The following is a 14127-nucleotide window of genomic DNA, read 5'->3' as shown; positions in this document are numbered from 1 at the left end:
CCGTTGGCGCTGACCCACACGTCGTGCTTGCCTCCGTGGCGCTGCAGCGTCCAACCCAGATCGCGGAGCCGACGCTCCAGCTCCCTGGGCTTCATAGCGTCAATGTACACTTATACGTGTACTTGCGCAACAGGGTTGTGGGGTGTGATGGTCCGGCGATGCTCGGGGTCCGCATCCTCCCTCGTAAGCGGTTACCCTCCAAGCGCTTATCGTAACCGGTTGCACGTCCTCTTCTACTGGAGGCTCCGGTGCGCGCCCAACCCCTCGAACCCGACGTCCCTCTTCCGAAGGGCTGGTCCCAGCGTGTTCGTTCCGCGGCGATCCACGCCGTCTCGATGGCCAACGTCGTCTTCACCGTGACCCGCAGCCGCGCCGAGAACCACTTTAACGCCCGGGTCCGGCTCAAGGCCGAGAACGACCGGCTCCGGAACGAAATCGCACTTCTCCGAGAAGAGCTGCGAATCAAGGACGCCCGGATGGAGCGGATCCCGGCCCAGCGCCGTCCGCACTACTCGCCGACCGAGAGGCTCGCGATCCTCGAGCTGCGAGCCGCCCGAGGCTGGTCCCTCGCCCAAACCGCGCGACGTCTTCTCGTCACGCCGCTCTCCGTCGCTACGTGGAATGCGCGGCTCGACGAGGAAGGTCCCGACCCGCTCGTTCAAGTTCACGAGCCCGTGAATCGATTCCCGGACTTCGTCGGGTATCTGGTAAGGCGATTCAAGGCGCTGTGCCCCGCCATGGGAACGCGCCGGATCGCGCGGGTCCTCGCCCGCGCTGGCCTCCATCTCGGCGCGACGCCCGTGCGTCGTATGCTCCGTCCACCCGATCGGCCGAAATCCACCGCCAACCGCATCGACGTGGCTCGCTCCGTAACCGCGAAGCGACCCAATCACGTCTGGCACGCCGACTTCACCACGGTACCCACGTCCCTCGGCTTCCGGACCTCGTGGATGCCCCTCGCCCTTCCGCAGCGCTGGCCGTTCTGCTGGTGGGTCGCGATGGCCATCGACCGCTACTCCAGGCGCGTCGTCGGGATTGCGGTGTTCAAGAGCCAGCCCACGGCCGTCGCCGTCATGAGGTTCCTCGACCGCACCTTGAAGAAGGCGGGTTGTCCACCGGGGCATCTGATCACCGATCAGGGCATGCAGTTCATCGCCGCCGCGTTCCAAGAGCGGTGCCGACGGCGCGGAATCGCCCAGCGCTTCGGAGCAATCGGGAAGTACGGCAGCCTCGCGGTAATCGAGCGGTTCATCCGAACCGTGAAGACCGAGTGTACCCGTCGACTCCACGTCGTACCGTACCGGTCGGCAGCTCTCCAGCACGAGCTCGGGCTGTACGTCGACTGGTACAACGGAGTTCGCCCGCACTCGCGATTTGTCGGCAGAACCCCCGACGAGATCTACTTTGGAAGATTCCCCGCGTGCAGGCAGCCCCGCTTCGAACCGCGAGATCGCTGGCCTCGTCGATCCGGGTGTGCGCGCCCACGCGCGCTGGTCCGTAGCAGGCCCGGAGCCCTCCTCGAACTCGACGTCGCACATCAGGCCGGTCGCCGGCATCTCCCAATCGTCTCGTTGAAGCGCGTCGCGTAGGCGACTTCGAACGTCCAGTTTCCTGCAGTCCGAGGATCGGTCTTCTCCGAACCGCGACCGAAGCCCGCGGAACCCGCGACCAGCCCGGGCGTGCCACTCCCTGTGCCCCGGTGGCGCGAGCTCGGGCGCCACGTCGCCTTCCTTTTTCCTGCCTTTTGCCCTCACGAATGTCCGGCTTTTCGAGCACTACTTTCGCTGGACCCCTATACCCCACCCGGCTCAGACTTCACAACTCCACCGGGTCAGTAGGGATGGCGGATCGGCAAGCTTTCTTGCCACATTACGCGCCGCGCGGAGAGCTCGCCGGAGAACATCACATCGCTGCCGCGTTTTCCAAAGGCGGACTTTCACTGGCGCAACACACCACGCACACCTTCGCCTAACACGTCTGCCGCGTGCGTCGGTTCCTCTCGCCCGCTCGGAGAACCCTCCGCAGCACTTCGCGTCCGCGTTATGGACAGGTCCCGATCAGTTGCGGTAGACAGGCGGCCGCGGCGGGCGGCCGCTCGACGCCGGCGCTGTCCGTGCCGTAGGAGCCCTCCCAGCTCGCGTTGCGCGGGACGACCAAGTAGTAGGTGCTTCCCGCGTTCGGCGTGAACGTTGTCGTCGTCGCGCCGTCGGTGCTGCAGAAGCGTGAGGTGTGGCTATAGAAGGCGCCGAGCGAGCCCTCGTAGATCCCGTAGTCGGTGTCCGCCGCCAGGCACGACGGACCCCAGGTCAGGTTGATATCGGCGCCTCCCGACCTGGTCACTTGAAGCGCAGTGCCCGTCGCGCCGTCAGGCACCCGGCCCGCAGGCGTAGCTGGCGCCAACGTCCGCAGGTCGGCCTCCTGCCAGCCGTTCCAGGGGACGGTCAGCCAGCGGCTGCGGTGCTGGAATGGTGACGTCGCGAGGTGGTAACGAAGCCGGACACGCCAGTGATAGAGCGTCTGCGGTGTCAGAGACGTGGCGAGCTCATCGAGCGCCGCGCCCGCGGTCCCGGTGTCCATCCAGGAGGCGCCCGCCTGCGCGCCGGTGCCGTCGAAGGGAGTGCCGAGCGGCTTGACCTCCCACTCCAGCTTGACGTTGCCTCGGCCGAAGGGGGTTCGACCGCGCGCCGCCAAGCGGAAGCTGTCGAATGCGTCGGACGCGCCGAGTGGCGCTATGGGCGCGGAGTCATCGGAGCGTCGTTGCTGCGGCCGCAATGCCGGGCCGAGGCCACCGTTGCCGTAGTAGACGAAGGCCCGGCCCTCTCCCGCCTGGCCGTTGGTGTAACTGTCGGCCCCGACGATGACGTCCGAGTAGCCGTCCCCGTTGGCGTCCCCCGCCGTCGCGACGGAGCTGCCGAAGTAGGCGTTGGCCATGTCGCTCTCGGCCGTCCAGGCGGGGGTGGAAGCGAGGCCCGAGGCCGAGCCGAGATACACGAAGGCCCGCCCTTCATTCGTCTGGCCGTTGTCGTAGTATGGGGCCCCGACGATGACGTCCGAGTAGCCGTCCCCGTTGACATCCCCCGCCGTTGCGGCGGACCAGCCGAAGTAGGCGAATGCTCGGTCGCTCTCGGCCATCCAGGCTGGGGAGGAAGCGAGGCCCGAGGCCGAGCCGAGATACACGAAGGCCCGCCCCTCCTCCGCCTCGCCGTTGTCGTAGTATGGGGCCCCGACGATGACGTCCGAGTAGCCGTCCCCGTTGACGTCCCCCGCCGTGGCGACGGAGAAGCCGAAGCCGGCGGATGCCTGGTCGCTCTCGGCCGTCCAGGCGGGCGTGGAAGCGAGGCCCGATGGCGAGCCGAGATAGACGTAGGCGCGCCCCTCGTCCGTCTCGCCATTGTCGTACTGGTAGGCCCCGACGATGACGTCCGAGTAGCCGTCCCCGTTGACGTCTCCCGCCGTCGCGGCGGACCAGCCGAAGTAGGCGCTTGCCTGGTTGCTCTCGGCCCGCCAGGCGGGGGTGGACGCGAGGCCCGATGGCGAGCCGAGATAGACGTAGGCCCGCCCCTCGTCCGTCTCGCCATTGTTGTAATAGAACGCCCCGACGATGACGTCCGAGTAGCCGTCCCCGTTGACGTCACCTGCCGTCGCGACGGAATAGCCAAAGTCGGCGCCTGTCTGGTTGCCCTCGGCCGTCCAGGCGGGGGTGGAAGCGAGGCCCCAGGCCGAGCCGAGATAGACGTAGGCCCGCCCCTCGTTCTCCTGGCCGTTGTCGTACTCGTAGGCCCCGACGACGACGTCCGAGTAGCCATCCCCGTTGACGTCCCCCGCCAGCGCGACGGACCAGCCGAAGTAGCCGCCTTCCTGGTCGCTCTCGGCCGTCCAGGCGGGGGTGGAAGCGAGGCCCGATGGCGAACCGAGATAGACGTAGGCGCGCCCCTCGTCCGTCTCGCCGTTGTCGTAACCGGGGGCCCCGACGATGACGTCCGAGTAGCCGTCGCCGTTGATATCCCCCGCCGTCGCGACGAACTGGCCGAAGTAGGCGGCTGTCTGGTTGCTCTCCGCCGCCCAGGCGGGCGTGGAAGAGAGGCCCGAGGCCGAACCGAGGTACACGTAGGCCCGCCCCTCGTCCGTCTGGCCGTTGTCGTACAGTTCGGCACCGACGATCACATCCGAGTAGCCGTCCCCGTTGACGTCCCCCGCCGTCGCGACGGACGCACCGAAGTGGGCGTTCGCCTGGTCGCTCTCGGCCGACCAGGCGGGACTGGAAGAGAGGCCCGATGGCGAGCCGAGATAGACGGAGGCGCGCCCCTCGTGGGCCTGGCCGTTGGAGTAAAGGAAGGCCCCGACGATGACGTCCGAGTAGCCGTCCCCGTTGACGTCACCTGCCGTCGCGACGGAATAGCCGAAGCCGGCGGTTGCCTGGTCGCTCTCGGCAGTCCAGGCGGGGGAGGAGGCGAGGCCCGAGGCCGAGCCGAGATAGACGTAGGCCCGCCCTTCATTCGTCTGGCCGTTGTCGTACTGGTAGGCCCCGACGATGACGTCCGAGTAGCCGTCCTCGTCGACGTCTCCCGCCGTCGCGGCGGACCAGCCGAAGTAGGCGGATGCCTGGTCGCTCTCGGCCGTCCAGGCGGGGGTGGAAGCGAGGCCCGAGGCCGAGCCGAGATACACGAAGGCCCGCCCTTCATTCGTCTGGCCGTTGTCGTAGTATGGGGCCCCGACGATGACGTCCGAGTAGCCGTCGCCGTTAACGTCCCCAGCCGTGGCGACGGAGATGCCGAAGTAGGCGGATGCCTGATGACTCTCGCCCGTCCAGGCGGGGCTCGTTGCCACCGGGTCTATCGTCACGGGATACGCTGCGTCCGTGTCGTCGAACACGATCCGGATCGTCCGCGCGCCGATCGCCGCGAACCCCTCCATCCACGCCGGCAACTCCCGCCCACGCGCGTCCCTCACCCGCAGCGCCGCGAAGTGCACCACGTTCACCCCGCCCGGCGTCCGGAAGTCGATCGCCTGCCCGTCCGTGCTGAACGCGGGGCCGAGCGTTCCCGTCAGCGCGAGCTGCACGAAGACCGCCCGATCACTCCGCGCCGCGTCGAGAAGGTCGGCCTGCGGTCCTCTCGGTGGAGCCGTGTTCTCGAAGGCTTCGACCGCATCGCCGAACGATTCCTCGGGGCGCGACGCCAGCGTGAACCCCTCCTCCAGTCCCCGCGGCGCGTTCTCGTACCACTCCACGATCCGGCCCCGCGCGTACTCGATCCGGTTCCCGACCGGACGAACGGACGCCTCCGCGACCGTCCGCACCAGGTCGCCCCGGCCGTAGCCGCGGAGCGCCAGCCCCCACTCCCACGGCGGCGTCTCCTCCGTTCGTGGGACGACGCGAATTCCGCGCGTGGCGAAGTACGTCCGGAAGTTGTGCGCTCGGTTGGGCGCGTGCCACCCCGCAGGGAGGTCCGTTAAGACGGTTGCGTCCTTCCAGGTGATCTGGTACTCCGTGTCGCGAATGCTCCCCTGGACCGAAGTCCACCACTCGGCCGGCACGTCACCCGCGGCCGATTCGTGATTCCCCGGGTTCTTCGATTCGAGGTCACCGGACCGATCCGCGTCGATCGGCCGCCCGGCCAGCGACGCAAACCCGACCAGCGATGGTGCGACCAAAGCAATGATGAGAGACACGCTTGCGTTTCGCATGGGAGTGCCCCCCAGATGCGTAGATGCTCCCTATGTACGCATCGAGGACGCGGTAGTCAAGCTAAAAGCAGTCAGCGGCTTCCGGCTTGCAAGGAATGAGATGGGGGTTGTCCGCTTGCCGGTCACCGCCGCCCGCTGCCCCGGCTACGTGATCGACCACGGCGAGGCGGTGGAGGAGGGCGGAGCGGACGAGACGGGCAGGTCGAGAAGGCGAAGGATGAGTGGGAGTATCGGCAGGACGCCTGCTGCGATTCCGGTCGGCTCGAGAACGGAGACGGACTCTCATACTTGCTCCCATTTGTTTTCGTAAGCTCGATCATCCCTGCGCACGAGCAGCACGGTTTGATCATCCACCTGTTCTCCCTGCTTCAAAGATGTTCTGCGCAGCGTGTCCACGACCTGCTCCAGGGGAGCGGCGGCGGATTCGAGGAAAGCTGTCTTCAGCGGCCCCAGACCGAGCTCCTGCGCGTGTTCGTCGGAGGTCTCCGTAAGGCCGTCGGTCACGATCGCCAGCATGTCTCCCGGTTCGCAGATGATGGACGCGGTGGCAAACTCGGCACTCGGCAGAATCCCCAGCGGCAAGTTGGAGACGGACCGCTCCTCCACCGATCCCAGGCGCTTGCTGTAATGCAGAACGGGCAGATGACCGGCGAGCGCGAAGGTGAGTTCGGGACCACCGGCGCTGGCGATACCGGCGAAGGTCACGAAGACGTTCGGCGCGGCCACGGACAAGAACACCCGGTTGAGATTGCAAAGTAGGTCGGCGAGGGTCCCGTTGGACGAGCGCGTGCGGGCGGCGCTCTTGATCATGGCCATGAGCATTCCAGCGGACACGCCATGGCCAGCGACATCAGCGACGTAGGCCGTCCAGCCGGCTGAACCCTCCATCACGTCCACCAGGTCTCCACCAACTTCGCCGCTGGGAACGGAAACTCCGAATAGCTCATACTCCCCGATCTTGCGTGACAATGCCGGCACCAGCGCCTGTTGCACCTCTCTTGCCAGCCGCACCTCGGTCATAGCGCCGAACACGCGCAGTCCTTCCTTGCGGATGAACATGACTACCAGAACGTAACCAGCGACGATCATCACCATGGCCAGCACGCCTTCTGCCCGAAGTCGGAGCATCAACGCCGCATGGCCGGAGACGGTAGCCGTGAGCTCGGGGACGCGGGCAAACATGTGGCTGAGGGCAAAGTTCGCTACGAACTGCACGGGAAATATGACGATCATCAACCCGATGATGCGTCGAAAGCCCGCCACGGCCCAGACGATGGCGAAGCCTCCCGCAAGCAATGCCTGGATCAGCGCATGGCCAGTCGTCATCACCTCGGCATTGATGATGCCGATGACCAGGCCGAGTGCAGCAAACAAGCAGAAGACGCCCCCCAGTATTAGCGCTGTGGCGCCCGGCGGTAGCGACTTCCAGTACTTGGCCTGCGTCTTCCACCCATCCGTGCCGGGCTTGTTCTTACTCATAGTCCCCTCAGTCTATTCGCGGAAGAGGCGGCAGACCAGTTCGAAAGGAGTTCGGACGGCGGTAAGCAAGCGGAAGAATCCGGGTTGCCGTACCGGAGCCTCACCCAGTTGCCGCGTGCGACGGGCCGCGACTGTGCGCGCCCGCCACCACTGGCGACCCCCTGGCACCCTGGTCCCTCGACCGGTGAGACCACCGCCCGCTGCCCCGGCTACGTCATAGACCACATCAGGCCACTCAAGGAACGCGGCGCTGACGATCCCGCGAACATGCAATGGCAGACGAAGGAGGCGGCGAAGCAGAAGGACAAGTGGGAGTAGGCCCGCCTCCGTTCATGCCGACAACGCACGCCTCGGGCCCTCGGCGTCAGCGCGTCGGTCCGCGTGTTTGTCTCGGCGCCCTGAAGGCGTTTACCAAGCCGGGTAAGTCTCGCTGGCGCGCTACACCCGGACCAGATCTTCCACCACATGCTGTGGGGTCCCCGGCTTCTCAACGGGAACGCTGCCGACCGGATACCGCCATAAGGGCGCATCAGGTTTCGTTGGCGCCGTTCACCGCCTGCCGTGCAACGCCTCCACGGAGCGTGTCAACGACTTTGAGACACCGACCGCAGTCATTTACTGAACCACCTCGATCGTCCGCGGCGTCGGCGACGTGATCATCTCAGGCGCCGGATCCGGGGGTACCCAGACATCGTCCGCCGTCGCGATCGGCGATCCTGGGGCAACGTGGAGCGTCGTTTCCTTCGTCGGAGGGTTGATCCAAGCCGCCTCGGGCAGAACGGGCGGTCGAGGCGGCTTCCGCACGAAGCGTTCGGGATTGCGCGCGTACGCGGCGAGGAGAGTCTCTTGCCGCGCCGCGGTGATCTGCGGCGCGAGCCCGTGATGCACCGCGTAAGGCGTCATCAGCCCGATGCCCGAGTGCCGGTGTTCGTGGTTGTAGTACCGGAAGAACCCGTGGCAGAACACGAGCCCATCCTTGTAGCCGCCGAACCGTTCCGGGAAGCTCGGGCAGTACTTGATCGTCTTGAACTGGGCCTCGGAGTAAGGGTTGTCGTCCGAGACGTGGGGTCGGCTGTGCGTCTTGGTGATCCCCAACGAGGCGAGGAGCACTGCGACGCCCTGGCTCTTCATCGAGGGACCGCGATCCGCGTGGATCGTGAGCTGATCCCGCTGGATCTTTTGCTTCGCCAGGGTCTCCGCGATCAGGCGCTTGGCGAGTCGAGCGGACTCCTGGATCGCGAGCATCCAGCCCACGACGTACCGGCTGAAGATATCCAGGATCACGTACAGGTAGTAGTAGGTCCACTTGACCGGCCCGAGGAGCTTCGTGATGTCTCACGACCAAACCTGGTTCGGACCCGTGGCGAGCAGCTCGGGCTTCGAGTAGCTCGGGTGACAAAGCTGGTCGCGGCGCTCGCGGACCTCCGTCTGGGCGGCGAGGATGCGGTACATCGTCCGGATCGAGCAGTGGTAGACGGACTCATCGAGCAAGGTGGCGTAGATCTGAGCAGGGGCCTTGTCCACGAAGCGCAGATCGTGCAAGGCGTCGCGAACCGTCTGGCGTTCGACGAGAGTCAGGGCGCGCGAAGGAGTCGGGCGACGACGCTGCGTCGATGCCGGCCTCTTCCGCCGGCGGTACAGCGATGCCCGATTCACGGTCAGCGCCTCGCACGCTGGCGCCGTGCCGACCAGCCGGGAGAGCTCCTCGGCGGCCGTCATCAGTCGCTCTCGTCGCTGTCGAGCGGGCTCAGGGGGATCCCCAGGAGCTCGGACGCTTTTGTTTGGATCTCGACGAGGGCCTCCAGGCGCTGGTTGCGCCTCTTGAGCTTGGAGAGCTCTCGCTCGAGCTGCTTGATCCTCGGGTCCTCGACGCGACCCTTGGGCCCGCGCTTCCGCGCGGCGAGCCCGGCCTTCGCGACACGGTCCCGATCGCGACGCCACTGCGTCAGGTGGGACGAGTACAGCCCCTCGCGCCGCAGGATCGCCCCGACCTCGCCGGCTCCCTTGGCGCGATCGACCTCGCGCAGGATGCGCAGCTTGTACTCCGCGGTGAACCGCCGCCGCTTCGCCTTCGCCTCGACCGACGGATCGGGTACCCCCGCCGGCGCGCCGGCGGGAGAAGCTCCGGTCGCCCTACGGGCTCCCTCCGCTTCTCCCGCCAAGAGCAGTCCTTCCCTGAAATCCATTCACTCAAGCCTCCCCGCCCTCTACAGTAAACTCAAAGGGGGTCGGTGTCTCAAGTACGTTGGCACAGAGGGTACACCGGGAAAAGGCCGACGCACCTTGCGATGCAAGAGACCGATTCATGGTTCTGCTCGGGCTCCTCAGTGAGTGTCGCGCGGCTTTCGGTTAGTTTCGCACACCCCCGCGTGATTGTCCACTACATACACCGTTCCAGTGGAACTTCTGGATTGCCTCTTACGCCTGGACTCGCTCCTCGAACGTGAACTCGCGAGCGACTACGGGTGGAGCAACAACAGACTTGAAGACCGCGAAGAAAAAGAGGCACACGACGGCTTTTCCCATGAGGCCCCCCTGGCGGCTGCGTCGGTCCCTATGTACGAGTCAGGACCTGGGTGGTCAAGTGAAAAGCGCACCGCGGCTTGCGCTTTGGCAAGAAATGGGACGGGGTTTGTCCATTGCTATCGCCCTGCTCGATCGCGACCCGCGCGGTCCAGCGCCTTGACTTCCTCCCCCACCGAGGGACCCTGGCCGCGGAGGTCCCCAATGCCCCACCTCGCTCCGCCGACCCTGACCGCCGCCGAGCAGGAAACGATCCTGCGGGTCACGGCCGCCAACGTACGCGACCACACGATAATCTCGATGGCCCTTGGTACCGGCCTGCGGCTCGCCGAACTCGTCGGGCTCGACGTCGGCGACGTGTTCGCGCCGGACGGCACGCCCCGGGTCCGCGTCCGCATCCGCCCCGAGATCGCGAAGGGCGGCCGAGCCGGCGGCGGGCTGTCGGGCGCCGCCTTGACCACAGACGCCACCGAGCCTATAAAGCGGCGTAACCGCTGCGGCCGCTAGTGGCGTGGTTCGGGGCCACAGTGCCCGAGGAACTCTGCGTGATAGACCCACCGACCACAGACGAAGTAGCGCAACAGTATGCGGATTGGCTCGACGATTGTCGTCCGTTGGCGGCGAGACGCTTTCGGCAGCGATTCAAGGACGCCCGAGACGACGCGTTGGTTGAGGCGGTGACCTGGTGGATGCTGGCCGGCTACTTTCGCTACGTCGTTACGTCAGGCGAAGGTGACGGCGGCGGACCAGACTTCGACTGCGGCGATGATCACCACCCCCTGCTGTTTACGGTGGAGGCGACAGCCTTCCGGAGCGAAGCTCTCTCTCGAGTCGCTGATCTCCCACCCGAGCCGGTCGATTTTGCCGGCGCTCTCGGCGATGTTTCCCAAGCGCTCTTTGATCGAGTCGAGCGAAAGGTCCGCCAGGCCAAGGAACGCAGCGGCTCGGTCCTGGTCGTGCTCGGCAGCACCCACTGGTGCCACAACATGGTCCTGGACCGATGGGCCGCCGAAGGATTGATTGCTGGACGCCGCAAGTTGTCCGTGCCCGTCGGGAAGCCCGCCACGGAGATCGAAACCGTCACCGCCTTTGAGGGCTCGGCATTCCTGAGGCTTCAGGAGCACTTCGGAATCGAGGCGGCCCGTAAGGCGCTAGCTGGCGTACTTCTACTCGGCATAAACGCCCGGGGATGCTGCGTCATCGGGTCACTGAATCCATGGGCCACATACCCATTCGACCCTGCGCTGCTGCCTGGGATACCGTTGTGCACAGCTTCTCTGACACCCGATCAAGAAGTACTGAACCTGAGCTGGGTTGTCGGGTCCCCATCCCCAGCGAGGCTCGAGTTCGTTCGGGTGCCACCCCCACGATCTCCGCGGCGGCCATAGACGCTGGCCGCCTGTGCCCCATGGATTGGTCCTCGAACACGTTCCGTGGTGAACGGGATGTCGCTGTATCTCGTGCTGACCTACGGCGCTGGGCCTGCCGGCTCTCGACTGTCGGGCGCACGCCGCGTGGCAGCCTGAGCCTTGACTTCCTCCCCCACCGCTGGCCGTGTCATGGGTGGAGGTCCCCATGTTCCACCTCGCCCCGCCGACCCTGACCGCCGCCGAGCAGAAGGCCATCCTGCGGTTCACGGCCGCCAACGTGCGCGATCACACGATCTTCTCGATGGCCCTCGGTTCGCCTTCCTCCCCTCCCCCTTGACCGCCGGCGATCCACAAGACTAGTCTCTTGCTTACAGCGAGTTAGCACGCAGTCGCACCGGCTCGGCTGGCGCGGTTTGCGTCACGAGAGCAGCGGCGAGAGGGTGTGATGCTCTCCCGATACAAGATCCTCGGGAAGCTAGGCGCAGGTGGCATGGGGGTGGTCTACCGCGCCGAGGACCTGACCCTCAAGCGATCGGTCGCGCTGAAACTCATCACCGGGACCCTTCGGGAAGAGGAACATGCTCGCGCCCGATTCCTGAGAGAAGCGCGCGTATCTGCTGCCCTGAACCACCCGAACGTTTGCGTCATCTTTGACTTCGGGGAGGTCCAACCTGGAGAGGAGGCAGCACTCGGAGGTGCTGAGCGCCTCCGGCCTGGCACGCCGTTTATTTCCATGGAACTGGTCGAAGGCCGGACGCTCGCAGCGATGCTCCGGGAGCGCCGCCCTCTCCGTTTCCGAGAGATGATCGACATCGCCATCCAAGTGGTCGGAGGTCTAGCGGCAGCCCACGCGAAGGGCGTGATCCACAGGGACCTCAAGCCCGGCAACGTGATGGTCGCGCCCGACGGCCGGGCCAAGATCCTCGACTTCGGACTGGCCAAGCCTCGCCCGGCCATCGCGTCCGAAGATGCAGGCACGACTACGACTACGACGCTCCCGAGAGACCTGACGACAGAGGGGAAGATCGTAGGGACCATGGCGTACATGTCCCCAGAGCAAGCCAGGGGCATGCCGCTGGACTCGCGGTCGGACGTGTTCTCCTTCGGGACGATGCTGTACGAGATGGCGACGGGGAAGCACCCGTTCGCCAGCGATGACCCCGTCGCAACACTCGGGAAGATCCTGGAAGCGGAGCCCGAGCCCCTGGAGAATGTCGCGCCGGCGTCGCCTCCTGAACTGGATCAGATCGTCCGCCGGTGCCTTCGGAAGCGCCCGGACGATCGGTACAACGACACACGAGACCTGGTGATCGCGCTGGAGGAATTGATACGGGACACTGCCGCCGGGGCGCGGACGGCAAGCGAGAGCGCCCGCACGATCATGGTCTGGCCGCTTGCCGTCCATGGTCGGCCGCAGGGAGGCGAGATCCTTGGAACGGTGTTTGCCCGCCAGCTTGCGAACGAGCTGGCCCAAACTACGGGCCTCGAGGTGCTGCCAGTTCCCGCGGCGGCCCGGCCAGGTGAGGAAGACGCCGTGTCGCGGGCACGGGGACTCGGTGCCGGCCGCCTTCTCATAGGAACGGTCGGGACGAGCGCGAGGGCGGTCGACGTAACGATCAGCCTAGTGGACGCCTCGCGAAACCGTCTGCTCTGGGGGGCGACCCGCCAAGCAGCGGAGCGCGAGATTCGCTCCCTGGCCTCAGGGATAGCCCGGGATGTCCTCGGTCGCCTCGGTTACGCCGCGCCGCACGTGTACGACCTGCTGGAGAGCATGCCGATCGAGAACCCGAAGCTCGCGGTATCACCGAGCTGGTCAGAGGTGCTGGCGACCGCTCTGGATTCGAAGACTACAGAGCAGACTGTCCAGCGAGCCAGAGCTCTCGCGAGGAAGTTTCCCTCCGAGCCGCTCGTCCTAGCGCTTCTCGCGTTCATTTGCCTGGACGTGTTCGCGGCTATGCGCACTGACGAGAATCTCCGTCAGCTTGAGATCGCCCTGCAAGGCTTGGAAGAACTTGACAGGAGATCACCTTACGCCGCCAGCATCCGCGCTTCCGCGCTCGGGTTTCAGGGGAAGACTCACGATGCGATAGCGCTCTACGACGGACTCTGTGCCCGCGAGGATCTGAGCACATCCCTGAAGTCCCGATATCTAGCAGATCGAGCGCTCTTGCGGGCGCGGGAGGCTGACGTAGACGGTGCGAGTTCCGACTTCGAGAAGGCCCAGCGCCTCGCTCCAGTTGACTACTATGTAGCTTTAGAGTACGCGAGGTTCCTGAAAAGTCAGAAGCGTCCAGAGGAAGCACTGAGCTGGGCGCTCCGGGCGCAGGCGCTTGCGTGGCACGACGGCCACACCCAAGCGCTAGTGGGCCAGATCTTGTCCGAGCTTCATCGATGGGACGAATCGGTCGCGCCCAACAGAATGGCTTGCGAATTGCTGCACCGTCAAGCGCTTTGCGCGGAGCTGGCGACGAGTCTCCTAATGAGCGGCCATTCTGCGGAGGCGGCGGAGGCGGCTCACATGGCCGAGGGCCTGACTGACAACGCGAGTGGGCAGGCCTGTCTGGGCCGGTACAATTCCCGGGCTGGAAACAAGTCGGAAGCTCTCAGGTGCCTTCGCCGGTCCGTGGCACTGGGGTTCTCGAACACGTCGTGGCTCCGCGAGGATGAGGGCCTTGCACCCCTGCGCGGTGACCCCGAGTTCGAATCGATCATCGCCGAAACTGAGAGCCATCGCGCAAGGAAGTGATCGTGAGGCTGCGTTACTCACATCGGTGGGTCGACGGCCTGAGCAGTGTCTCGCCTGGTAGTCGTCGGCAAGCTGGGCTACCAAAGAAATCACCGATTTACGACCCGCAGGAAGAAGGATGGGAATTGTGAGCTAGCGGGGCGGCACGCACTCGTCGCACTTTGCCATTCCTCCTTGACTTCCTCCCCCACCGCTGGCCCTGTCATGGCGGGAGGTCCTGATGCCCCACCTTGCCCCGCCGACCCTGACCACCGCCGAGCAGAAGGCGATCCTGCGGATCACGGCCAGCAACCTGCGCGACCACACGATCTTCTCGATGGCCCT

The 14127-nt window shown here is 65.9% G+C and carries 7 protein-coding genes and 1 pseudogene; 3 read left to right on the top strand and 5 right to left on the bottom strand.

Annotated features, from left to right (window positions below; all coding sequences use genetic code 11):
• Positions 1 to 248 precede the first annotated feature (248 nt).
• Positions 249 to 1589 carry a DDE-type integrase/transposase/recombinase gene (locus LAO51_08820; GenBank protein MBZ5638842.1) on the top strand — a complete coding sequence of 447 codons (1341 nt, stop codon included), beginning with the start codon at positions 249 to 251 and terminating at the stop codon, positions 1587 to 1589.
• A gap of 451 nt (positions 1590 to 2040) precedes the next feature.
• On the opposite strand, the gene LAO51_08815 is transcribed toward LAO51_08820, so the two are convergent.
• The 4 genes and pseudogenes from LAO51_08815 to LAO51_08800 all read right to left on the bottom strand — a co-directional run bounded on the left by LAO51_08815 (position 2041) and on the right by LAO51_08800 (position 9350).
• Positions 2041 to 5685 (bottom strand): integrin alpha, encoded by a 3645-nt coding sequence (locus tag LAO51_08815; protein MBZ5638841.1) that lies wholly within the window; start codon positions 5683 to 5685, stop codon positions 2041 to 2043.
• 282 nt (positions 5686 to 5967) lie between these two features.
• Positions 5968 to 7164 (bottom strand): serine/threonine-protein phosphatase, encoded by a 1197-nt coding sequence (locus LAO51_08810; protein ID MBZ5638840.1) that lies wholly within the window; start codon positions 7162 to 7164, stop codon positions 5968 to 5970.
• Positions 7165 to 7911: 747 nt separating this feature from the next.
• Positions 7912 to 8886, bottom strand: a pseudogene (locus LAO51_08805) (DDE-type integrase/transposase/recombinase).
• Positions 8883 to 9350 (bottom strand): transposase, encoded by a 468-nt coding sequence (locus tag LAO51_08800; protein MBZ5638839.1) that lies wholly within the window; start codon positions 9348 to 9350, stop codon positions 8883 to 8885. Before LAO51_08800 ends, LAO51_08805 begins: the two are co-directional and overlap by 4 nt.
• A 541-nt stretch (positions 9351 to 9891) precedes the next feature.
• Here LAO51_08800 and LAO51_08795 point away from each other — a divergent pair.
• Positions 9892 to 10194: a tyrosine-type recombinase/integrase gene (locus LAO51_08795; GenBank protein ID MBZ5638838.1), complete on the top strand. Its 303-nt coding sequence runs from the start codon at positions 9892 to 9894 to the stop codon at positions 10192 to 10194.
• A 215-nt stretch (positions 10195 to 10409) separates the two neighbouring features.
• On the opposite strand, the gene LAO51_08790 is transcribed toward LAO51_08795, so the two are convergent.
• Entirely contained in the window at positions 10410 to 10811 is a 402-nt protein-coding gene (locus tag LAO51_08790) for a hypothetical protein (protein MBZ5638837.1), read from the bottom strand.
• Positions 10812 to 11502: 691 nt separating this feature from the next.
• On the opposite strand from LAO51_08790, the gene LAO51_08785 reads away from it, so the two are divergent.
• The gene (locus LAO51_08785; protein ID MBZ5638836.1) at positions 11503 to 13803 is read left to right on the top strand and encodes a protein kinase; all 2301 of its coding nucleotides are present in this window, start codon (positions 11503 to 11505) and stop codon (positions 13801 to 13803) included.
• Positions 13804 to 14127 lie beyond the last annotated feature (324 nt).

Source organism: Terriglobia bacterium (assembly GCA_020073205.1).
Classification (GTDB): domain Bacteria; phylum Acidobacteriota; class Polarisedimenticolia; order Polarisedimenticolales; family JAIQFR01; genus JAIQFR01.
The sequence above is the reverse complement of the archived record's forward strand: the minus strand, read 5'-3'. Positions and strand labels throughout refer to the sequence as shown.

Excerpts from the sequence above, each read along its gene's own strand:
- LAO51_08785 (MBZ5638836.1), top strand. The coding sequence starts at position 11,503 with ATGCTCTCCCGATACAAGATCCTCGGGAAGCTAGGCGCAGGTGGCATG.
- LAO51_08795 (MBZ5638838.1), top strand. The coding sequence starts at position 9,892 with ATGCCCCACCTCGCTCCGCCGACCCTGACCGCCGCCGAGCAGGAAACG.
- LAO51_08815 (MBZ5638841.1), bottom strand. The coding sequence starts at position 5,685 with ATGCGAAACGCAAGCGTGTCTCTCATCATTGCTTTGGTCGCACCATCG.
- LAO51_08800 (MBZ5638839.1), bottom strand. The coding sequence starts at position 9,350 with ATGGATTTCAGGGAAGGACTGCTCTTGGCGGGAGAAGCGGAGGGAGCC.
- LAO51_08810 (MBZ5638840.1), bottom strand. The coding sequence starts at position 7,164 with ATGAGTAAGAACAAGCCCGGCACGGATGGGTGGAAGACGCAGGCCAAG.